Source organism: Rickettsia tamurae, from assembly GCF_000751075.1.
GTDB classification, from domain to species: Bacteria; Pseudomonadota; Alphaproteobacteria; order Rickettsiales; family Rickettsiaceae; genus Rickettsia; species Rickettsia tamurae.
On record NZ_CCMG01000014.1, the window covers coordinates 42,117 to 65,145 of the forward strand.

A 23,029-nucleotide genomic window follows, 5' to 3' on the forward strand; every position below is an offset into this window, starting at 1 on the left:
TTTTGGCTTAATTTAAGAAATTATAACAAATAGAGTTATTTAAGTCAATCTTCATTTAGAAACTTAACTATCTCCTCAACTACTTTCTTAGCATCGCCGAATAACATAAAAGTATTATCGTGATAAAATAGCTCATTTTCTATACCTGCATATCCTGATGCCATAGAGCGTTTAATAAACAAAATCGTACGTGCTTTTTCGACATCGAGTACCGGCATGCCGTAAATTGGACTATTCGGATCATTTTTAGCAGCAGGATTAGTTACGTCATTTGCCCCAATCACAAGCACTACATCAGTGGTAACGAAATCTCTATTAATTTCTTCAAGCTCAAGTACTTTCTCATAATCTATATTAGCTTCTGCAAGTAAAACATTCATATGTCCAGGCATTCTACCGGCTACCGGATGTACGGCAAAACGTACATTAATATCTGAACGTTCTAATATATCAACCATCTCTTTTATTATATGCTGAGACTGGGCTACTGCCATACCGTAACCAGGGACAATTATCACCGACGATGCATTAAGTAGTAAATGTGCCGCATCTTCAGGACAGCTTGTTTTTGCTATTTTATCGTCGTCTATATCCTTGTTAATTCCAGTAGGTGCAGGCAAAAACGCCCCAAAAATAACCTTAATTAATGAGCGATTCATCGCTTTGCACATTATATAGCTAAGTATAGCTCCGCTACTGCCGACCAATGCCCCGGTAATAATAAGTAGGCTATTACTAAGCGTAAAGCCGATACCTGCTGCTGCAAAGCCTGAATATGAGTTTAGCATCGATACTATAACCGGCATATCTGCACCGCCTACCGGTATTATTAGTAATACTCCGATTAACAGCGATAAAAAAACTATTAGATTAAATAAAAATATATTTTCTGAACGAATAAATAATATTATCAGAAGAACTAATATTATTGCTGTTAATAGGCATATATATTGCTGACCGTAGAATTTTAGTGGGTTACTTTTCATTAAGCCTTGTAGTTTTAGGAAAGCTATTACCGAGCCGCTAAAAGTTAATGCCCCTATAGAAACTCCAAGTGATATTTCTATTAGCGAATTAATAGGTAAACTTCCTGCTATTCCTATAGAAAAATTTTCAGGAGCAAGTATCGTAGCGTAAGCTACAAATACCGCAGCAAGACCAACGAAAGAGTGAAATCCAGCAACTAATTGAGGCATTGCCGTCATGGAGATTTTAAGTGCAATAATCCCTCCGATTATACCGCCTAATAATATAGTTGCTACAATGGGTAATTTATGAGTAAAATCTGGGAGGAAAAAAGTAACGCCGACTGCTATCACCATCCCCAAAATACCTATGGTACTGCCTAAACGTGCTTGCTTTTGTGAGGATAAGAATTTGAGTGATAGAATAAAGCAAACAGCCGCAACTAAGTATAATAACTGGATAATTTGTAGGGACATAGGTGAATTTATTTAATAATTTGGAAACGTCATTGCGAGCAGCCGTAGGCTGCGTGGCAATCTCATGAAATAATAATAAACTCCTGAGATTGCTTCGTCAATTACTTCGTAATTTCCTTGCAATGACGGCTCAGTTATCCATACAACAATGTCTCTTCGCAATGACGAGAGATTTTTAAAAAGTAAATCCTATACCTACGGAAACTATTAAAGGATTAAGTTTAACTTTAGAGGTCACGGTTTTATTACCTACTAAATTCGGTTTATACTCAAGTTTAGGATTTAAGAAAAATTGTCTTACGTCAATATTGATTAAAGTATCATCTTTAGCATAAAAATCTACACCTATTTGTCCTACGGCACCGTGTCCGTTTTTAATTTTAAGACCGGTAGCTTGCGTAAGCATATAAGAACCGTGATAACCTATACCTATATACGGTCTTATTCCACCGTAAGGAGCTATATGAAATTGTCCGGTAACTGTTGCAGGAATCATATAAATAGGTTTGTTTTTTCCTAGTTTGACATTATCAACGCCATAATTATGAGCAACGGCTGCAAGGGATGTATATTTAGTGCGTAAAACATTAAAGCCAAGCGATAATTCAGTAGCTAAATAATTATTAAAGAATATAGTAGTGGACGCATCACCTCCATAACCGTTTTTTGCAACTTCTCCTACTGAAACAGGTTGAGGAGAGGTAGGAGTAGGTAATCCTTTTTGCGTAGTACTTGAAAAAACACCACCTAGACGCATCTTGAAAACTAAACTTCCTTCATTTTCGTAATACGGTGTACTATCATAGTCAGGAGCAGAATCTACATCATCATACATGCTTTTAGCAAAACTATTAATACTTATGCTGGACACAAACAAAATTATCCCTAATTTTTTCACTATTCTTAACATATAATTATAACCTTTACTTGCTTAAAATTGATTACCGTATTATTATACAAAGTTTTTGTTTATATATTTATACCATTGTCATAAAAGATAGAATTCTTTTATGCTAAAAGTCAAGACATTTAAGTAAAATTATAGAAATTATTGGAGCATATTAATGAATGATGCATTAAAAACATATTTAACCGGTATAGGTTGGTTTTTACTTAGTTTAGTAAGTAGTAGTGCCAATGATGTAATGTCTAAATATCTTGGGACTCGTTTACATAGCTTTGAAGTAGCTTTTTTCCGCTTCTTTTTCAGTAGCATAGTTTTACTACCTTTTGTTGTTTATTACGGTAAAAATACCTTAAAAACAAGTCGTCCTTTTGTACATATATTAAGAGGGTTATTATTATTTTTCGGCATGACTTCTTGGACTTACGGTCTGACTATAGCTCCCGTTACTACTGCAACCGTTGTAAGTTTTTCTATTCCTTTATTTACTTTAATACTTGCCGTATTTTTTCTGAACGAAAATATTATTTGGCAAAGATGGGTAGTTACCGTAGTAGGATTTATAGGGCTTGTTGTTACGCTTAAACCGCATGCCGAGGATTTTAACCCCGAAATTTTGTATTTTGTATTAGCGGCTAGTTCATTTGCTATGCTTGACATTATTAATAAAAAATTCGTAATAAAAGAATCGATGATTAGCATGCTGTTTTATTCGGCAATAGTAACTGCTATAGTGTCGCTACCTGTAGCATCGCAGTATTGGCTAACCCCTAGTAGTTTTGAATTAGCTTTATTGTTTGTACTCGGTAGTAGCGGAAGCTTAATATTATTCTTCCTACTTAAAGCTTTTTCCATGGTAGATGCAACCGCTACCGCTCCTTATAGATATTTAGAGCTGGTGATTTCGGCAATAGCGGCATATTTCATATTTAACGAGTTTCCCGATAAAAGCACACTTTATGGAGCAGTAATAATAATTCCTGCCACCTTATTTATAATATACTCCGAAAAAAAAGCTATGAGTAGAAAACATGAATCGCAGTAAGCTAGTATTTTCAAGCGGTATCGCTAACACTTTTGAATGGTATGATTATGTATTATTCGGTTATTTTGCACCCATAATAGGAGCAAAATTTTTCCCGAATGATGATGCTAATACTTCTTTACTGCAAGCTTTTTTAGTCTTTGCTATAGGTTATTTGGCAAGACCGTTGGGTGGCATATTTTTTGGTGTTATCGGTGATAGATTTGGACGCAAAGTAGCCTTAACTAGTGCGTTATTTTGCATGTCTGCCCCAACCGTATTAATAGGAATATTACCAACTTACCATACTATCGGTATAACTGCGACTATATTAATGATTTGTGTACGAATTCTACAAGGATTATCAATGGGAGGAGCTTTGACCGGCTCTATTTCCTTTGTTATTGAGCATACTAGCCATAAACACCGAGGCTTCACCGGTAGTATTTCAATGTCTAGTATATGCTCCGGTTTATTGCTTGGTTCTTTTGTTTCTTATATAGTCAAGAATATTCTAACAGCTTCACAATTTGATAGTTTTGGCTGGAGAATACCTTTTTTACTTGGTTTTTTTATTCTTTTTGCAGCATTTTATATTAAAAAAAATACACACGAAACACCGAATTTTAAAAATCTAAGAGAGCAGAAAAAGATTTTACAATCACCGTTAAAAAAAGTCATTACCAATCATTGGTTTGATATATTAATCTCGATTTTTATCAATGCTCCCGGTTCGATAATATTCTATCTAACTACAATTTACTTGGTATCGTTTTTAAAAATCAGCCGCAACTTTACTGAAAATGAGGTAAATAGCCTCGCTAGCGTGTGTTACGTGATTATGATAGCCGTAACTTTATTAAGCGGTTATCTATCCGATATTATAGGTCGCAGGAAAATTTTCGTAATTAATCTGATAATAATTATTGTAACAACGCCGTTTTTACTTAATAATTTTGAGAACGGGGACTTCACAAGCGTAATTATCTCACAATTTATACTCGCTATACTTGCCGCTAGCTATATCGGTCCTGAACCGGCATTACAAGCAGAATTTTATCCTACAAATATACGTAACACTGCTCTCTCTATTTCATATAATACTGCTACAAGTATTTTTGGCGGTACTACGCCTCTTGTCTTTGAATATTTAGTACAAAAAACAGGGCATGTAACCTCGGCAGTTTATTATGTCATATTAAGCTGTATTTTTGCATTGATTGCCGTATCTTTTTACAAAAATAGAAGTTTAGATAAAATATGAAAAAAATTACAAAACCTGCAAACCTAGTTGAATTTAATGATAAAATTGTAGTCTTGACACCTAAGAGTTCTTACTATGGCAATGCTTACGAACACAAAATAACTAAAAAAGGATTAGTTTTTGCTAGTATCTCACAGGATAGAGTCACTCCAAAACTGTTGAAAAAATAACTAGTAACGAGGCAATTTCAAGGATATATATAGACTTATTCGGTACGTGCCATAGAGTTACTACGACTGTAACGACTGACCGACTACAGCAAGAAGAAAGCGGATCTTTAGAAATGAGACCTGCTTCTGCAAAAGAGATAGCCCAATTACAAAAGTTAGTACAAGATAATAAAATGATATTAGCATGCCAAACCAAAGAAAAAACACTAAAGATTTTAAGTGATTATTTACAGAAAGAATTTGGGATGCATGCTAATGAAACTACAGTAGCATCTTATGATGAGGTACATATAAGTGGAGCGAATGAAGAGCTAGAATAAGAGCTTTTTTGTAAATAGTAAACGAATTTCCAAAATTCTTCTTGATTTAATAACAAATATATGGCAAAAAGAGTTTGAAATAATCTTGCTACTATAGCTCAGGGGTGGAGCACTTCATTGGTAATGAAGAGGCCGGGGGTTCAATTCCCCCTAGTAGCACCACCACACATCCTAAGCTTTGTGAGTTTTTAACCTTTCTTGAAAAGCTCATATGCTAATTTTAGTCTAGTTTCTGTCAGATACTATTATAGTATTACGTTTATTTTATAAAGCTAAGTTGCAAATAATATAAAACTAATGTATGATTTACATTTAAAATACGGTAACGATTATTTTATTATATGATAGACATCCTTCTTTTTGTACATATTACTATTGCAATATTGCTAATTATAGTTATTCTGATGCAGCGTAGCGGATCGGATGGAATTAGTAGTATAAGTGGTGGTAATAATATGGGAGTAGTCAGTGCTAGAACAGTCGGTAATTTTCTTACTAAAAGCACTATAATACTTACAACATTATTTTTAATAAACGCAATAGTACTTGCTAACCTTTCCTCAAAAAAGAAATCTGATTTAGTTTCTAAGATTAATGAAATTGAAGAAAATCAAGCAGAAAATAGTTTACCTATAGCTAAATAGTTACAGCTTTATCTTAGTAATATCTCTAATACTTGTCATTGTCTACCTTTGTTTGCATTGTTGTGTGGATCGGTAAAATACACTGTGTCACCCCGTGGTTTGACCACGGGGTGACAGATAAAAGTACTGGATTCCCGCTTCTGCGGGAATGACATAACAGGATTCATGCAACAACACCTATGGATCAACGGAATGACATCAGAGAATTTAGTATAGTTTTCAGAACTCCCAATATATATTATTAGAGTACAGCAATATTTTTGCACCTAAAATAATTTTAAAAATGTCTATAGAATTTAATATAAAAGAAAAAATTTATATCATTTTATGTACGTTTTTTACAGTCCTTATTATAGTAGGAAACTTAATATATCAAAAATTTGTTTACCTTAATATTTTTAATTTTTATATTCTTGAATTATCTATAGGAGCAATTTTTTACCCGTTAACTTTTTTATTAACGGATTTAATAGCTGAGTTTTACGGTAAAGAAAGAGCCAATTTTTGTGTAAAGCTTGCTATTATTTTTAATATAGTAGTAGTTTTAATAATAAGTCTTATGGATAAATTGGAAGCTACTAATTGGTCTAATGTTGATAACATAACTTTTCATAAAGTCTTTGGTTTATACCATATATCTTTTTAGCATCAACTTTTGCCTGTTATATAGCTCAACTTGTTGATATTAATATCTATTTATGGATACGTAAAATTACTAAAGGTAAATATTTATGGGTAAGAAACAATTTTAGTACGGCAATTTCTTTATTTATCGATACTTTTATTGTAATTAGGATTATGAGCTTATTTAATATTTTTCCTTTTGACCAATTAGGTCATCTTGTACTTAATAGCTATTCATTTAAACTATTTTTTACCGTATTTAGTACACCGATATTCTATTTGGCAGTTTGGTTAATACGCTTATCTATCAAGAGATTTGATAAATAAGGATAAGATTCTCAAAAAACCCTATCCTCTATTTATTTTTACAAATTGATTTTTAGTTTAACAAGTCCTTGATGGCTTTGATATTTTCTATGAGTATAATAATTATACTCAAGTAGAACATTTATATTCTTTCTGCTCATAAGTATATTACTACCGATATTATATCCAAGCTTAGGTTGTTTTGGTATAATAATTGTTTCTTGTAATGTTTGTCCTTTAAAAGTCGCTTTTGCATTAACTTTTGTATTTTTATTATTGAAGTGGCGCTCAATATTACCGTACAAACTTGGTGTTAATACTATATTACTTGTGGTCGTTATAGGCTTAAACACTATTTTACCGCCAAGGCTACTTTCAAATAATTGATTTGATTTCTTTCGAATCATCAGATTTTCTATATCTACATTATATTCTTTATAGTTGCTAGCTCTTGAATAATCATATTTAAAACCGATATTAGGAATAAAATGTAAATCGTATTTTGTACGATATTTATAATTTAATGAAGTTTGAAAACTTAAATTATTGTTTTGATATTTTCCAATTATATTATTAATACTTTTAGATTTATTCTTAATATAATTATGACCGTAAGATGTTATAGTCTGCAACGAGAAACCTTTAATTAGTTCTTTTAGACCGTAAATGCTTAAAAGATGACCGTTAACTGCTGTTTTTCCTAGTTTTTTATTATATTTAATTTGGGATTCCAAACGGCTATAAGCTATTCCTATAACATCATGGCTATTGATGAATTCAGCATCGGCCCCGATAGTTACGCCGGTTGTACGACCTTGATATTTTGGAATATTTTTCCAAGTTTCTTGTTTGTTGATGCCGTATAAGCCGCTAATCCATACTCCTCTGTTTATACTAGCTTCTTCATCACCAGCCCCTATTGCAGCAACCTTTAATCTATCACTTAAAATATTATAATGAACAGGTTTGTGAAGAGTTGAAGTCGCCTTAACTAATATTGCTACTTTCCTACTGGTGTCATCAGATACCTGTTGTCTCTGTGTTGCCTCATCTTGTTCTGCAATTGCTTCAGTTTTGAATGACACATCGATAGCCTCATCTTGTTCTGCAATTGCTTCAGTTTTGAATGACACATCGATAGCTTCATCTTCGCTTTCTAAAGCTATATCTTTTTTTAATTCTTCGTTAGTGGTGCTATTGCTTTCTTCTAATTCTTCTTTATCAGTTTCATATCCTTTATCGTCTTCATCACTAGATCTTAATGCTAGAAGTGATTTTTTGTCATCTGATGATTTATCATTTTTGCTATCGTTAGAACTCAATAACCTCGGTGATAAAGCAGTTTTTGAATCAGGTTTCTCTGACTTTTTATTGCTATCTTCAGGTTGTGTATCATCCTTTGTTGAGGATTCGTCATTTGCATCTGTTTTTTTTGGTTGTAATAATCGTAATTGTTTCGGATCTAAATGTCCTAGTTTCTTTTCCTGGTTATTATTTTCTGATTGAACATTACTACCATATTTTTGTTCTAGTTCAGCAGACTCTGCTAGTAATTGTTCAACAAATAGAAACAATTCTTTATTTTTTGCTAACTCTAAAAGTTTGGATTTATAAATATTATGTACTTCTTGCCCTATTTCAGTTCTAGGACCTATAAAATCAGAGTTAGCAGTATTAAATGCCTCTTTTACCGCTTCTTCTGGATATTTTGTCAATTGCTGTGTATAAATATTATGTACTTCTTGTCCTATTTCAGTTCTAGGACCTATAAAATCAGAGTCAGCGGAAGTAAACGCCTCCGTTAATTTTTTGTTAAGTATAATATCATCTTCAACATATTTAATAAATTCTTTATCTTTTGTTAATTCCAAAAGTTTAGAAGTATAAATATTATGTATTTTTTGTCCTATTTCAGTTCTAGGACCTATAAAGCTAGAGTGCATAGTGTCGACTGCTTCTTGAATTTTTGCAAAATACTTATTATTTTGATGAACTTTAGATAAATTTTTTGAATGCTCAAATGCTACTGATTCCGCTATAGCTTTTTTAAACAAATTGGCATCAGAGTATTTTGCTTTATGTCCTACTGATTTTTGTCCTAATAAAGCAAATTCTTGATATCTTACAGCTATATCGGAGCTAAAGTTATAAGTTTTTGGAGTTGTTTTAAAAGTAGATGTACTTGCATTTAATTTAGTAATTCTACTTATCCAATCTTTAGTAATCCCTAAATTTGTTAGATAAGCTAATTCCAAATTTTTTGAACCAGGCGGTGGCGGTGGCGGTGGCGGTGGTGGTGGCATGTTTCCGGTATGGGTGTGTTTTTTAGCTTTTTCTTGCGAGTATTTTTCTTGCGAGTACTCTTTAAGAGCTTTTAATATTATAGGCATATTTAATTTATTAGCAAGAATTCTTACTTGTTCATTGCTCATGTCTGTAAATGAAGGCAAAGCTAATCTTAATTGATCTAAATTATTATTACCTTCTAGTTTGATAGTAGTAGCTTTTAAAAACTCTTTTAATAATTCGGGTTCTTTTTCCTTTACTATATCAATAAACTCATTTTGAGATAAATTTGCTGTAATTAATTCTTCAAATTTTATTGTGCTTAAAATAGCTGTTCTTAAATCATCAAGTTTAGCCTGTGCTTGATCAGCATTAATTGTTTTTCTTAAGTTTGTATCTTCTGTTATTAAAAAAGTAGCTTGTTGTGTTATAGTTAATATATTAGGGTCGTTAATTAACTCTTCGACGCTATTGCCAAATATATCTTGATCGAAGTTTTTTGCATTAGTATAGGCAAATTTTAATTTTTCAAACGGAGTTTGTTTGCTATTTAACTCTCTAATCAATTCTGATTTATTTAATTCAAGTTTAATAGGTCTCTTTAATTCTTCAGATATTTTACATGACGATAACAAAATACGGTTTACTGCATTATCAGTGTCTTCATTGAAAAGATTTTTAATTATTTCTTCGCTTGTTGTTGCTTTCTTACCATTTACGGTTATATCTTGTATATACGGGTCTTGAACAAGTTTGTTAAAAGCTTCTTTAGCTTTTTCTTCGATTTCAGGGGTTGAAATGCTAAATAAATTTACAAGAGTTTTCTCGTCAGCTCCTTGGTTGGCGTATGATTCTGTTAATATTTGACGTATAACATTTGTAAGATCAGCTCGTCTTTTTATAAGCTGGTCCTGTAAATCATCAGCTTTTTTACCTCCTGTCTCAGCTCTATATTCTGCATATAGTTTTGCATAAGCTGTCTCTGGCTTGCTTCTTTCTGTGCTGGTTGCACTGGAAGTTGTAGGTTGAAGTGACACTTTTGATTGAACAGTAGTATTACGAGTAAACTGAGTATATAATGAATGTATGTGAGGATATTCTGCTTGTAACTTATTTAAATCAAAATTGTTAGAGTTGCTACTAAAGCCTTGAGAATTTAAGGGAGGTGGTGGGGGTTGCATACTCCCATTTAGCGGTAGAGGTGGCGGATTCGGAATGCCACTTTGTGTTTGTTCTAAATTATTTGCGTTATTACCTACTGCTAACCCTAAAATTTTATTGGTTTCATTGCTTAGTACGTTACTATCGGATAATATTACTTTAATTACTGAATTTAATGTTTGTTTATTTACTTCTTTGGCTAGTTTAATCATATAGTCTTTAGTTAAACTATTTATTATTAGCCCTTTATTTTTTAGTTCTATATTTATTTTTTCTACTATTTCCGGTGTTAAAATATAGACGCTTTTTACAATATATGGTTGCATTCTGTTTTTTAACTCTAATTGCAGAGCTAAAAAGTTTTCTACTGCACTCTTATCTTTACTTGTTGCTAGTTTGATAAGATCTAATCGTGCCTTTTCTTCAAATTGACTATTAGATATATTTCGTGTCGCATAGTCTTTAATTCCTTCAGCAAATTTAGTTTTTTCTTCAGAAGAACTATTTTCTAATAATTTTTTTAGAATAGGTCTATTTTTAACGTCAATATTGGTATTGAAATCTAATTGTCCCTTATCGTTGCTAAATAATACCCTTTGAATAGTATCATCATTAAAATCACTTAAAATAGTAGTTACTGCTTCTTTTTTATAACTACTATCTACTTTAAGATTTAATGCTGCTATAGGATCTGTTTTAATAAGATTTGTAAATTCTTCAATATTTTCTTCTTGTTGTATTATTCTATTTATATTGTGTTGAGACTGCGTTAAATTACCCTTACTTTTTTTAGTATTAAAGTGAGTTTTAAAAGTACTTATAGGATCAAAAAAATATGGTTGTTTCTCTTCTCTACCCGTAGAAATCCACGAAGGTGTTTCTGTATTATTTGTACCTTGATTTGGCATATACCAATTATCACTTTTGGTCCCGCTCTTTTTTTGAGAGTGTCCGGCAGACGGTTTAGTAGTATCATTGTTGTTTAAAAGCTGGTTTGCATTTATTCCGGCTGTTATTTGCTGTATATAAGAATTTGCTTTTATTGTCCCTATCTTAAATTCTTCCTTTAATTCTGCAACTGTAGGGATAATATTATTATCTATATAATATGCTTTTTTATTAAGCATCATCTGAGTTGCTATTGATGCGATATAGTTTGTTGCCTCACCTTTATTAGCACCGAATTTCTGCTCTAGCTCTTTTTCTGTAGGAATACTATTGTCAGCTATATATTGTGGCTTTTCTTTGTCCATAACTTTAAGTCTTATTGACTTAATATAGCCGTCTCTATTATCATCACGAGATATACCAAACCTATTTGTTAACTCTTTTTCTATAGGAATATGGCTATCCGCTATATATTGTCCCTTTGCGTTTTCCATAATTTCAGTTCTTATTGACACAACAAAAGATTCTGCATCATCTTTATTCATGTTAAGAGCAGTCCTTACTTCTTTCATTTCAGGGATAATATTATTATCAACATAATGTTTGTATTTAATATCTCTGTTTATTGAGCTGATATATAGATCGATTACCGCTTTTTTGTCTTTTTCTGCATGACGTACCTTTTGATCTTTTTCTACATTATTGTCTATTTTGCTAGGGTCATAACTTATTCCAAGATTTGTTGCTGCTTCTATATCTGTAGGAACTACACCTTGATTAATATATTCTTGTTTTTTTGTATCAAAATCCTGTTGTTTTACTCTTTCGATGTATAATAAAATTTCAGCTCTTGCTTGTCTTGCTTTATATCTAGTATTATCTAAAAAGCTTGATAAATCTGTTTCCTTATACTTTATTCCTAGATCATCTTGTGCTTGAGTAAAACTAGGAACTAAATCTGCTTCTTGCCATTTTTTGATTTTTTCATTTGGAGTAAAATCTTTCCAAATATTTTGTTGCTGTTTTGAATTGTGCTTTTCCCATGCCGGTGTTTTACTAACTAAATCTTTGAAGCTTGCCGCTCTAGCACTTGTACTTAAAAAGCTACTAGTCAACAAACATGTTGATATGAAAAAAGTTAAAACATATTTTTTTAAGTGGGAATTTTGTAAATTCATTCAAACCTCGATTAGTTATTATTTTTTAAATATAAACGAGGCGGATCATATAATGTTTGTTAATTTATGTAAACTATTAATCATTAATTTTTATTAATTAATAAGAATTTAGCCAAAATGTGTTTAATATATCGCACGCTAATGTATACTCCGAATTTTAAACTTTTTTCAAAAGGAGTATGTAATACTATTTTTGAAAGGAATGTATTTCAGTTTTTGGTAAATAAAATATGCAAATTCAATTTCACTTATATAACACTCTTAGCCGTACTAAAGAGGTTTTTAATCCTCAAGATCAGGCTAACGTAAAAATGTATGTATGTGGACCGACTGTTTATGATAATCCTCATATAGGCAATAGTAGGTCGGTAGTAGTATATGATTTACTTTATCGTATAGTTATAAAAATATTCGGCAGTAGAGCAGTAAAGTATGTACGCAATATTACCGATGTTGACGATAAAATTATTGATAGAGCTGAACTACTTGGTATTACTATTAATGAGTTGACTGATAAAGTTACGCAAGAGTTTCATACAAATATGGCATATTTAGGTTGCATGCTACCGAGTATTGAGCCGAAAGCTACAGAGCATATTGATGTAATGATCGAAATAATAGAACGCTTAATAACAAAAGATCACGCATATATTGCTGATAATCATGTTTATTTTGATGTTTTATCAGCTCCAAATTATACGGAATTATCTAACCGAAATTTAGAAGAAATGTTTGAGGGAGTACGTGTAGAAAATAGTAAAACCAAAAAAAATCCACAGGATTTTGTATTATGGAAACCGGCAAAGCAAAATGAATCGGCAAATATGAATTTTGAAAGCCCTTGGGGACTTGGTCGCCCGGGATGGCATATTGAATGTTCAGCCATGAGCTACAAATATTTAGGTGAGAATTTTGATATTCACGGAGGCGGAGCAGATTTAATCTTTCCGCATCATACCAATGAGATTGCTCAAAGTAGATGTGCTTTTCCAAGTTCTACCTATGCTAAATACTGGATACATAACGGTTTTTTAACGGTTAATGGTGAGAAAATGAGTAAATCTCTTGGTAATTTTATTACCGTAAGGGATTTAATGGATAAACAAATTCAAGGAGAAGTAGTAAGGTTATTTTTATTAAGTAGTCATTATAGACGTCCCCTTGATTATAATGATAAAGCTATAGAAGATGCTAAGAAAACTTTAGATTATTGGTATAGAGCTATAGAAAATATTAATGTGCAGAAAATAGATTTACCTCATAATTTCATGCAAAGCTTACTTGATGATATGAATACGCCGCTTGCCATAAAAATAATTAATGACTACGCTAAAGGGGTATTTACTTCTACAACTGAAGAAGGAAGGCAGCTTAATGCCTCTGCTCTTATTACTTGTGCTAATTTTATTGGTTTAATGAATAAGACTTCACACGAGTGGTTTAATAGCGGTGTGGATGAACTCTATATAAATGAACTTGTAAATAAACGTTTAGAAGCAAAAAAACAAAAAAATTGGTTATTAGCCGATCAAATTCGAAGCCGTCTATTAGAACAACAGATAATTCTAGAAGATAAACCTGACGGTACTACTATTTGGCGAAAAGAATAAAAGCTTGTAAATTGCGCAATATGCGTATATAATCTGTAGGCTTGTAAGTCGTCATTGCGAGAAGGCGTTGCTACGTAGATCGTTTTTCCGTTGTCATCCACGCGACTTGATCGCGGGATCCAGTTAAAAATACTAATATTGTTAGTATTTTTAGTTGTTTTTTGGATCCCGTGGACAAGCCACGGTATGACACCGAATGGGTTTCCCAGTCCACTCAACAACACCGCTACGGTATGACACTTTGTAAGCAAAAAATTCACACGTAAGATATATGTTAGTTCATGTATGTCATGCCGTGGCTTGTCCACGGCATCCAGTTAAAAATACATTAGTATTTCTAGTTATTTATCTGGATACCGTGGACAAGCCACGGTATGACAGTCTTACGGAGGTATAAACTAACAATTAGGAGAATTTAAAAATGTCAAAAATACCATCTGTTAACATTAAAGAATTATTAGATGCGGGCGTGCATTTCGGTCACAAGACCTCACGCTGGAATCCTAAAATGGCATCTTATATATATGGTGAACGTGATGATGTTCATATAATCGATTTAAGACAAAGTGCCGCTTTAATGAGCGTTGCTTTGAATGCAATATATGAAACCGTAAAAAAAGACGGTAAAATATTATTTGTAAGTACTAAAATACAGGCAAGTGATATTATAGCGGAATATGCCGAGAAATGCGGGCAGTATTACGTAAATCATAGATGGCTTGGCGGTATGCTAACTAACTGGAAAACTATTGCGGGTTCAATAGAAAAACTAAATAAGTTAGAAAAAACCTTAGAAAGCGAAGAAGCCCTTATGGGTTATACTAAGAAAGAGATACTCGATATGAGCCGTAGGAAAGATAAGTTACTTCTATCTCTTGCCGGTATTAGAAATCTTAATTCTAAACCTGATCTTCTAGTAGTTATTGACACTAATAAAGAGCATATCGCAATTAATGAAGCGGTAAAGCTTAATGTTCCTATAGTTGCAGTAGTCGATACTAATTCTAATCCTGATAATGTGGATTATCCGATTCCGGGTAATGATGATTCTATAAGGTCAATAAGACTTTATTGTAGTTTATTTGCAGATGCGGCATTACAAGGACTTGAAGAATCAATGAAAGCTTCAGGAGTTGATATGGGGGCTATGCAGGAGCATACAGATAAGGCTTTAACTTCTAAAAATGTTTCTAAATTAAAACAAGCTAAAAAATTCTCTAAAACGAAAAATATTGATGGAGAGACAAATACAGAATTTGAGCAAGCATTAAATGATGCCGATGAAAATAAAAATTCTGATAATGCATAAATGTTGTTGCATGGATACCAGAGTCGTCATTGCGAGCGCAGCCGTAAGGCTGTGCGGCAATCTCATGAAATAATAACAAACTCCTGAGATTGCTTCGTCAATTATTTCATAATTTCCTCGCAATGACGATTAGGTGTCTACACAACCCAAGCCAAATATAATAATTAAGGAGAAAGTAAGGATGAGTGAAATAAATATAAGTGCTGCAGCGGTTAAAGAATTAAGAGAAAAAACCGGTGCAGGTATGATGGACTGCAAAAAAGCATTAATAGAAACCAGCGGTAATTTTGAAGAAGCTATTGATTTTCTGCGTAAGAAAGGTTTGGCTGCTGCTGCAAAGAAAGCCGGACGCATTGCTTCTGAAGGTTTAACGGTTGCAAAAGTTGATGGGCTTACCGGAGTGATAGTTGAAGTAAATTCCGAAACGGATTTTGTTGCTAGAAGTGAGCAGTTTCAGGATCTAGTTAAGGATATTGCAAATCTTGCAGTAATTGCAAAAACTATAGACACGCTAAAAACATCTAAAATGCAAAGCGGTAAATCAGTTGAAGAAGAGATTATAGAAAATATCGCTACAATCGGTGAAAATTTAACATTACGTCGTATGGATATATTAGAGATATCCGAAGGAGCAATCGGTTCGTACGTGCATAATGAAGTTGTACCGAATCTAGGAAAAATTTCCGTATTAGTAGGTCTTGCGTCTAACGCAAAAGATAAAGCAAAACTAGAAGCTTTAGCTAAACAAATTGCTGTTCATGTAGCAGGAAATAACCCGCAAAGTATAGATGATTCAAGCTTGGATCAAGCACTCGTAGAGCGTGAGAGAAAAGTATTTTTTGAGAAATCTAAAGAAGAAGGAAAGCCTGATAATATTATAGAAAAAATGGTAGAAGGTAGAATACGTAAATTCTTCTCTGAAGTTGTATTGCTTCAACAAAATTTCTTATTTGAGCCTAAACTTACCGTTGCGGAAGTAATTAAAAATGCTGAAAAAGAACTCGGTGCAGAAATTAAAATCGCCAAATTTATTAGATACGAACTTGGTGAAGGTATAGAACACGAAGAAAAAAACTTTGCCGATGAAGTAGCTGCTATTACGCAGGGTTAACGGTCTTGTTTTTTTCGTCATTGCGGGGAAAATTACGAAGTAATTGACAAAGCAATTTAGTTAAAAATGCTAATTTATTACATTTTTTGGATTGCCACGCTCCTTATAATCGCGGTGTTGTTGCATAGCTCGTTTTATGTCATTCCCGCATCCACGGGAATGACATCGAGTAGGTTTTTCGAGCCATGCAACAACGCTTATAGTCGCTCGCAATGACGATTTTAGATTCATGCAACAAAGCTCTACTTTTGTGGGGATGACATCAAGTACTTTTTGAATAACACCAACTCAGTTCTTCTTTACTCTCCTAAAAGTTCTATAGTAAATTCGCGATCGAGGTGATCTATATTTACACTACCTTCATTTTGTTGTACTAGTTTATTTAAATACTTATAGTATCCACTACTTACCGGTAAGAAATATAATTTACCTTTATAAACAGTTAAGGCTGGGTACCATTGGTTCTCAAAAATTATAGGAGTATTTGGTAACGATAACCATTTTAATTTTCCGTCTATATCATAACTTATCTTTAAATGAGAAAGATCCACATTTCTCCCCTATGAATCTTTTAAAACTAGCGAAATATCAAAAGTTTTTCCTGTATCTTGTGTAGTGTCAGGTAGAACAACGCTTCTAAATTCTTTAAACTTAAATACAAGATTATTGTTTAATCTTAAAGTCAAAGAAGTGTTAATGATCTCTTCCCACGCGATACCGCATGTATAACCATCTTCAAGTTTAAATTCTTTTGTAACAATCTTACGTTCAGTAGGTTCAGAAAATATAAATTTTTCTTTGCCGTCTCTAGTGAACTCGCTAGACAATCCTAGTACTTCTACTTTACCCGTAGTTAATTTATAAGCAGTCGAAAGAATTTTAGCACCGGTTTTTGCATTTTCTAAAATTTGTTTTTCTAATATTTTAACCTTTTCTCTTTTAGATCTAGGAGAAACTTGTTCAGTAGAATCTAAAGATTCGGTGGTACTAGTAGTACTGCAAGGAGAAGGATTTCTTGCTATATAGGTTGTTTTACTTTCGGGATCGGTACCTAAAACTTCTATTTTCCCTGTATTTATCTTATAAGCATTTACCAAAATTTTACTTCCAGTAGTTGTAACTTTTACCGCCCATCCCACTGCTTTATAGCATACATAATCGGTAATTATTATTACGGCTCCTAAAAATTCTCCATCTCCGCTATCAGATGACTTTCCGTATTTTTTAGCTCTTTTTCTTGCCTCAAGGTCATCTGTTGCCTGTTTATTTGCAATTCTGCATATGGTCTCCGGATCTTGCGTAAACATAATACCTCCTCCATGATTAAATAAGGCTTATTTAATCATATTGCAATTAGAAGTCAAATATTATTTTAGAAGTTCTATTTTTATTAACCGAATTCAGCTATCAAAGAAACTTTGTAATTACTTTTAAATATTCATCTAGGATTTTTTGGTTGTCCTCAACAAATTTTAAAGCATTTTCACTATAGGCTTTAAGTTCTAGAGAATTATTAGATCTAAGTAGATATGTTAGTTTGGTTAGTAAATCTTCACCGTTTTTGATTTGGATAGCTGCTTCATTTTGCAGTACGCCTTTAGCGATATTGGTGTTTTTATTCATATCGGGACCGAATATAATACAATTAGAGAAATATGCCGCTTCTAAAATATTATGCCCGCCTTGTTTAAAAGAACCGCCGATAAAAGAAATTGTAGCTACGGAAAAAAACAACCCCATTTCACTGAATCTATCAACTATATAAAGGTCATCGCTTAAAACAGGTAAATCATTTTGTGATTTAGTGGTAGCGGATAAATTATGTGACTTACAATTATCGATAATTGATTTAACTCGCTCAGGATGTCTTGGAATTAAGATAATATAGCAATCTAAAAACTGCTCTTTTAGGTTTTTGATTATAGGCAAAATTACTTCTTCATCTTCGGGGTGAGTGCTAGCAAATACCACGACTCGCCTATTTTCTAAATGTAAGCTTAATTTTGATAACTCTTCTTGATTGACCGGAAGTTTTTCATTAGCAAATTTAATATTGCCTAAATTAACTGCATCCGATACTCCAAGTTCATTGAATTTTTGTAAGTCACGCTCGCTTTGTGCGATAATTTTACTGAAATTTTTGAGAATAAGCTGAAAGAAGCTTTTTCTTTTTAGCCAAGCTTTAAACGATTTATCGGAAATACGAGCATTTACTAGCAGTAATTTACACTGCCTCGCTCCCTCATTAATAGTACACGGCCATAATTCCGATTCTATAAAAATACCTAAATTAGGTTGCCAATTTCTTAAAAATTTTCGAGTAAAAATAATATTATCTATCGGTAAAAATTGGTGAACTGCTATTTTAGGTAATTTGGCAGTTAATATTTTAGCGGAGCTGTTAGTCCAAGAAGTTACTAAAAAACGAACGTCAGGATAGCGTTTACTTATATTATATATTAATGTTAAAGCTGCCATAGATTCGCCGACGCTTGCTGCATGAATCCATATTAGACTTCTTGCATAACTTGCTTCTAAAGGTAATTTATACGTCGATCCGGTACTCGAATCCTCACGTACGCTTGTGTACGCTGCGATTCTGCGTTCCGTGTCTCCTTTAAATTCCTCTTTATTAGCTTTGTTATGCAAGAAGTCTAATGAATAGTCTTGTCTGCTTTTCCCGATAGCAAAACGTTCTTGGATGCGTCTTATATCTTCTTTACCTATTAATAAGCGGATAAGAATTATAATGAAATAAATAGGTAATAATATAAAGCTTAAAGCATAATATAATAGCATCATTTCTTTAAGCTCTCTGTTAAGCTTGCTAATTGTTTTTCAAGGCTTATATGGTTTTGTATTTTATCATTTGTGAGTTCTAAAGGTGAGCCAACTATGATTTTAATAGTACCAAACGGTAGGGGTATTATTAATTTATCCCAACTTTTTAGTCTAAAACATTTAGAGGTACTACTTACTATCGGAATAAGTTTTTTGTTATATCTATAGGCAATTTCAGTAATGCCGCTATTTACTTTATATACCGGTCCTTTAGGACCATCCGGCGTGACTATTATATTTGCACCTTGAGATAGCTTACCTATAATATTACGTAAAGCTCCAATTGGATTTTTATTAGTAGAACCTACTATAACTCTGCAACCGAATTTTCCTACTAGATCGTTTAAAATTTTTCCGTCTAAATGCGGGGATATTAAAGCATAGATATTTCTATGTCCTATAAACATAGCCGGACTTAAGGCGAGCATATTATGCCAAAATGCAAAGATTACACCTTGTTCGTTTAGGAATTTTTCCTTATTGCCGTTATCGTAAAATATAAATTTCTGCCTTGAAGTAAAGTAAACAAAACGCAAATACCAATATAGTAAAATAGTAATTATACTAAGTACGTATTTATTATTTTTTAAAAATTTTTTAAAAACTTTCCGCATTGATTACCTTATTTGTCATACCGTGGCTTGTCCACGGTATGACAATGAGAAAACTGAAGCCATACAACATAATCAACCTATAGAACTACAAGCTCTCTCAATTCTAATACAAGCCTCTTCTAGCTCTTCCATAGAAGTAGCATAAGAGATTCTAAAATATCCCTCTAAGCCGAAAGCAATACCGGGTACTACGGCAACTTTTGCTTCTTCAAGTAAATATTCGGCAAAATCATTACTATTTGCAATAATTTTTCCTGATTTAGTTTTATGCCCAAATATTTTATCGCATTTAACAAATAAGTAAAATGCCCCTTCCGGCTTATAGCACTCAAAATATTCTACTCTTTTCAAAATTGATAAAGCAAGATCACGCTTTTTTTGAAAATTTAAAGCATTAGGCTTTATATAATCTTGAGGACCGTTTAATGCTTCAATAGCAGCCATTTGACTTATTGAACAAGGGTTTGAAGTACTTTGCGACTGAATAATAGTCATTGCTTTAATCAAAGCTTTAGAGCCTGTACCGTAGCCTATACGCCAACCCGTCATAGAATAAGCTTTAGATACTCCGTTTACGGTAAATATTCTCTCTTTTAAATCAGGTGCTATTTGGGCTAATGTATAAAATTTAAAATCATCAAAAGTAATATGCTCGTAAATATCATCGGACATTAAGTTTACATGGGGATATTTTCTTAAAACTTTAGCAATATTTTCTAGTTCTTCAAAATTATAGCTTGCACCTGTCGGGTTACTAGGAGAGTTAATAATAAGCCACTTAGTTTTATCTGTAATTGAACGTTCTAAAGCTTCTGCACTTAATTTAAAGTTATTTTCAATTCCGCAATTTACAAAAACAGGTGTTCCTGTGCTAAGTGCAACCATATCAGGATACGAAACCCAATAGGGTGTCGGAATAATTACCTCATCCCTTTTGTCTAAAGATGCCATAAACAAATTATATATAACTTGCTTACCGCCGGTGCTTACTATTATTTCATCAAGTTCGTAATCTATATTATTTTCACGTTTGAATTTGTCTTTTATTGCTTGCTTTAAAAGAGGCATACCCTCAACGTTAGTATATTTAGTAAAGCCATCTTTAATCGCTTTAATCGCCGCTTCCTTAATATTGTCAGGCGTATCAAAATCAGGCTCACCGGCACCGAGTGCGATAATATCAACTCCCGCTTTTTTAAGTTCAAGAGTTTTTTTAACGACTGCAAGGGTCGGCGATGGCTTTATAGAACTTAGCCTCGTAGAAATAATTGACATAATTTGAGTCCGTATTAATGCATTAGGTGTTGTTGCATGGATACTAGAGTCGTCATTGCGAGCAGCCGTAGGCTGCGTGGCAATCTCATCAAATATCCTGAGATTGCTTCGTCAATTGCTATGCAATTTCCTCGCAATGACGTTTACCCTTTTGAGCCGCACAACAAGCTTTATTTATAAAAGCGATAATACAGCAATTTTAATCGCAATAAAATTATTTTATTTAAAAATTTATCAAGATATGCTTTATTATAGTAAGTAATATTAATTTAGTAATTAAACTATGCTCGGTAAAATAAAAGACAAAATCAAACATTATTGCTTAACTATAATAAATATACCAAATTTTATTAAGAATAAAATTTTAGAATTTAAGAATTATATAAGTGATTGTAAATATAAATTCTCTCATTTAGCCGAAACTAATTATCAGCTTGGACTTGATCATTTATATAGAGGTAATTTAAATGATGCATTGCTTAGGTTTAAACTAGTCGATAAATTTTTTAATCCTAATGATTCTAAAGTATATTATCAACTCGGATGGGTTTATTTTTTAAAAAATAATTACAGACAAGCTATAGAATATTTAGAAAAATCTAATGAAAAATATAAAGCTATATTTATAAATTTTTTGAAAAATTATAAGGATATTACTGAAATACCTCAAGAAATTTGGGGAAAATATCGTGATTTAACAGCACAATATTATCCTACTATTTTTAATAACGATAAAAATATCCATCTTCCGTATAGGTTTGTTAATGAAGCACTTAAGCAGATATCTGATTTACCGGATAATTACTCTATTTTGGAACTTGGAAGTAATATAGGGCTTGTAGGTTATGAAATACAAAAACGTTTTCCGGAAAGTTTTACTTTAACCGGTGTAGAAATTTCTACTTTAATGAATGATTTACAAGAAACATATTATCCGAACACTAAAATTTACGATCAAATATATAATATTGCTATAGATGAATTTTTAAAACAAAACACTAATAAATTTGATATTATTTTTAGTTTTTGCGGATTATCGTTTACTAACAATTTAATAGAATATTTTAATTTAATATACTCATCTCTTAGTAAACAAGGGTATTTTGCCCTTTGTTTACCGAATGCGGCGAAGACACAATTTTCAGTAAAACGTAAAGAATTTATTTTTAACTTGAATGAAATAAATAATATTTTGCAAAAAAATAATTTTACTATATTAACTTCGGAAGAAATAATACTAGCGGAAAACAATAAATATAGTACTATTGTTTGTAAGAAAACAGCATAAATCAATGAGAATATTAATTATATTATCCATTATTTTATGTTCATTATCGATAAGAGCTGATCTTGAATATGTTGATAATGACATATATAACTACAATGGTGGAAGAAATGAAAACGGTTGCTTGGAAGTTTATGATCCATACGAAAAATTTAACCGTAAAGTGTTTGCATTTAATTCTGTGTTAGATTATATAATATTGCGTCCTTTAGCGATAGGTTATAAAAACATCACGAATGATTACGTAAAAGCACGTGTTAATAGTTTCGTCAGTAATGTCGATACACCGCTTACGGCGGTAAATTACGGGCTTCAGTTAAATTACGATAAAACTATGAAAAGCGTTTGGCGGTTTCTCATTAACACGACGCTTGGCATAGGCGGTTTATTTGACGTAGCAGGTAAAGTAGGTTTGCCGTCTGATCGTCAAACTTTCGGTAGTACCCTCGCACATTATGGGGTTGCCCCAGGTCCTTATTTAGTATTGCCGATAATTGGTAGTACTAACGCAAGAGACATGACGGATTCGGTAATTACTAATTATGCTCTTAATCCATTAATGTACTACACTCATAATGATTTTGACTTAGGAGTACTGGCAGTTAGTAAAATAAACGATCGATATGTTGTGTTACCGTTTAGTGATTATGTGATGAAGAATTCTACCGATCCTTATGTGGCTATTAGATCAGCATTACATCGTGCTCGTGAAGCATCGGTTCAATATCCTGAAAATTTTAAATGTCCTAAACCCAAGAATTAATTAAATTAAA

At 32.5% G+C, this 23,029-nt stretch carries 21 protein-coding genes, 1 tRNA gene and 2 pseudogenes; 12 read left to right on the forward strand and 12 right to left on the reverse strand.

Annotation, left to right across the window (positions count from 1 at the left end; translation table 11 throughout):
- Positions 1-44: 44 nt before the first annotated feature.
- Complete coding sequence (locus MB29_RS04865; protein ID WP_032139290.1) at positions 45-1,442, reverse strand: NAD(P)(+) transhydrogenase (Re/Si-specific) subunit beta; 1,398 nt, start codon at positions 1,440-1,442, stop codon at positions 45-47.
- A gap of 175 nt (positions 1,443-1,617) precedes the next feature.
- On the reverse strand, positions 1,618-2,352 hold the full coding sequence (locus MB29_RS04870) for an OmpW family outer membrane protein (RefSeq protein ID WP_032139291.1): 735 nt from the start codon (positions 2,350-2,352) through the stop codon (positions 1,618-1,620).
- A gap of 154 nt (positions 2,353-2,506) precedes the next feature.
- Here MB29_RS04870 and MB29_RS04875 point away from each other — a divergent pair, with 154 nt between their 5' ends.
- The 5 genes from MB29_RS04875 to secG all read left to right on the forward strand — a co-directional run bounded on the left by MB29_RS04875 (position 2,507) and on the right by secG (position 5,768).
- Positions 2,507-3,391 carry a DMT family transporter gene (locus MB29_RS04875; protein ID WP_032139292.1) on the forward strand — a complete coding sequence of 295 codons (885 nt, stop codon included), beginning with the start codon at positions 2,507-2,509 and terminating at the stop codon, positions 3,389-3,391.
- Positions 3,378-4,634: an MFS transporter gene (locus MB29_RS04880; RefSeq protein WP_032139293.1), complete on the forward strand. Its 1,257-nt coding sequence runs from the start codon at positions 3,378-3,380 to the stop codon at positions 4,632-4,634. The genes MB29_RS04875 and MB29_RS04880 overlap by 14 nt, the downstream gene beginning before the upstream one ends.
- Positions 4,635-4,917: 283 nt before the next feature.
- A complete protein-coding gene (locus MB29_RS04885; RefSeq protein ID WP_032139294.1) occupies positions 4,918-5,124 on the forward strand; it encodes a hypothetical protein in 207 nt (68 codons plus the stop codon).
- Positions 5,125-5,211: 87 nt separating this feature from the next.
- Positions 5,212-5,286, forward strand: a tRNA-Thr gene (locus tag MB29_RS04890).
- Positions 5,287-5,465: 179 nt separating this feature from the next.
- On the forward strand, positions 5,466-5,768 hold the full coding sequence (gene secG, locus MB29_RS04895) for a preprotein translocase subunit SecG (protein ID WP_032139295.1): 303 nt from the start codon (positions 5,466-5,468) through the stop codon (positions 5,766-5,768).
- Between the two features lie 35 nt (positions 5,769-5,803).
- On the opposite strand, the gene MB29_RS13465 is transcribed toward secG, so the two are convergent.
- On the reverse strand, positions 5,804-5,935 hold the full coding sequence (locus MB29_RS13465) for a hypothetical protein (RefSeq protein ID WP_267881746.1): 132 nt from the start codon (positions 5,933-5,935) through the stop codon (positions 5,804-5,806).
- Between the two features lie 116 nt (positions 5,936-6,051).
- On the opposite strand from MB29_RS13465, the pseudogene MB29_RS08580 reads away from it, so the two are divergent.
- Positions 6,052-6,719: pseudogene (locus tag MB29_RS08580) on the forward strand (queuosine precursor transporter).
- A 38-nt stretch (positions 6,720-6,757) separates the two neighbouring features.
- On the opposite strand, the gene MB29_RS04905 reads toward MB29_RS08580, so the two are convergent.
- Positions 6,758-12,211 carry an autotransporter domain-containing protein gene (locus MB29_RS04905; RefSeq protein ID WP_032139296.1) on the reverse strand — a complete coding sequence of 1,818 codons (5,454 nt, stop codon included), beginning with the start codon at positions 12,209-12,211 and terminating at the stop codon, positions 6,758-6,760.
- A 230-nt stretch (positions 12,212-12,441) separates the two neighbouring features.
- Here MB29_RS04905 and cysS point away from each other — a divergent pair, with 230 nt between their 5' ends.
- Positions 12,442-13,821, forward strand: coding sequence for a cysteine--tRNA ligase (cysS, locus tag MB29_RS04910; RefSeq protein ID WP_032139297.1), 1,380 nt, complete (start codon positions 12,442-12,444; stop codon positions 13,819-13,821).
- A gap of 70 nt (positions 13,822-13,891) precedes the next feature.
- On the opposite strand, the gene MB29_RS14475 is transcribed toward cysS, so the two are convergent.
- Positions 13,892-14,035 carry a hypothetical protein gene (locus tag MB29_RS14475; protein WP_233418964.1) on the reverse strand — a complete coding sequence of 48 codons (144 nt, stop codon included), beginning with the start codon at positions 14,033-14,035 and terminating at the stop codon, positions 13,892-13,894.
- 207 nt (positions 14,036-14,242) lie between these two features.
- On the opposite strand from MB29_RS14475, the gene rpsB reads away from it, so the two are divergent.
- Both rpsB and tsf read left to right on the forward strand, forming a co-directional pair.
- Positions 14,243-15,130 (forward strand): 30S ribosomal protein S2, encoded by an 888-nt coding sequence (gene rpsB, locus MB29_RS04915; protein ID WP_032139298.1) that lies wholly within the window; start codon positions 14,243-14,245, stop codon positions 15,128-15,130.
- 181 nt (positions 15,131-15,311) lie between these two features.
- The gene (tsf, locus tag MB29_RS04920; protein WP_032139299.1) at positions 15,312-16,241 is read left to right on the forward strand and encodes a translation elongation factor Ts; all 930 of its coding nucleotides are present in this window, start codon (positions 15,312-15,314) and stop codon (positions 16,239-16,241) included.
- Between the two features lie 10 nt (positions 16,242-16,251).
- On the opposite strand, the pseudogene MB29_RS14240 reads toward tsf, so the two are convergent.
- The 7 genes and pseudogenes from MB29_RS14240 to MB29_RS04945 form a co-directional block, all read right to left on the reverse strand.
- A pseudogene (locus MB29_RS14240) lies at positions 16,252-16,344 on the reverse strand (lytic transglycosylase domain-containing protein); the annotation flags it as partial.
- Positions 16,311-16,472 (reverse strand): hypothetical protein, encoded by a 162-nt coding sequence (locus MB29_RS11660; protein WP_215426253.1) that lies wholly within the window; start codon positions 16,470-16,472, stop codon positions 16,311-16,313. The pseudogene MB29_RS14240 and the gene MB29_RS11660, both read right to left, overlap by 34 nt.
- Before the next feature lie 68 nt (positions 16,473-16,540).
- The gene (locus tag MB29_RS12880) at positions 16,541-16,792 is read right to left on the reverse strand and encodes a hypothetical protein (protein ID WP_032139300.1); all 252 of its coding nucleotides are present in this window, start codon (positions 16,790-16,792) and stop codon (positions 16,541-16,543) included.
- Positions 16,793-16,801: 9 nt separating this feature from the next.
- On the reverse strand, positions 16,802-17,548 hold the full coding sequence (locus tag MB29_RS12885; protein WP_233418955.1) for a hypothetical protein: 747 nt from the start codon (positions 17,546-17,548) through the stop codon (positions 16,802-16,804).
- A gap of 100 nt (positions 17,549-17,648) precedes the next feature.
- Positions 17,649-19,043, reverse strand: coding sequence for a lipid IV(A) 3-deoxy-D-manno-octulosonic acid transferase (gene waaA / locus MB29_RS04935; protein WP_032139301.1), 1,395 nt, complete (start codon positions 19,041-19,043; stop codon positions 17,649-17,651).
- Positions 19,040-19,696, reverse strand: a complete 657-nt coding sequence (locus MB29_RS04940) for a lysophospholipid acyltransferase family protein (RefSeq protein ID WP_032139302.1) — start codon at positions 19,694-19,696, stop codon at positions 19,040-19,042. The genes waaA and MB29_RS04940 overlap by 4 nt, the downstream gene beginning before the upstream one ends.
- A gap of 72 nt (positions 19,697-19,768) precedes the next feature.
- The gene (locus MB29_RS04945) at positions 19,769-20,971 is read right to left on the reverse strand and encodes a pyridoxal phosphate-dependent aminotransferase (RefSeq protein WP_032139303.1); all 1,203 of its coding nucleotides are present in this window, start codon (positions 20,969-20,971) and stop codon (positions 19,769-19,771) included.
- A 36-nt stretch (positions 20,972-21,007) separates the two neighbouring features.
- Between MB29_RS04945 and MB29_RS11665 the strand changes: the two genes are divergently transcribed.
- The 3 genes from MB29_RS11665 to MB29_RS04955 all read left to right on the forward strand — a co-directional run bounded on the left by MB29_RS11665 (position 21,008) and on the right by MB29_RS04955 (position 23,019).
- Complete coding sequence (locus MB29_RS11665; protein WP_215426239.1) at positions 21,008-21,151, forward strand: hypothetical protein; 144 nt, start codon at positions 21,008-21,010, stop codon at positions 21,149-21,151.
- Positions 21,152-21,254: 103 nt separating this feature from the next.
- The gene (locus MB29_RS04950; protein WP_032139304.1) at positions 21,255-22,259 is read left to right on the forward strand and encodes a methyltransferase domain-containing protein; all 1,005 of its coding nucleotides are present in this window, start codon (positions 21,255-21,257) and stop codon (positions 22,257-22,259) included.
- Positions 22,260-22,263: 4 nt separating this feature from the next.
- Positions 22,264-23,019 (forward strand): MlaA family lipoprotein, encoded by a 756-nt coding sequence (locus tag MB29_RS04955; RefSeq protein ID WP_032139388.1) that lies wholly within the window; start codon positions 22,264-22,266, stop codon positions 23,017-23,019.
- Positions 23,020-23,029 lie beyond the last annotated feature (10 nt).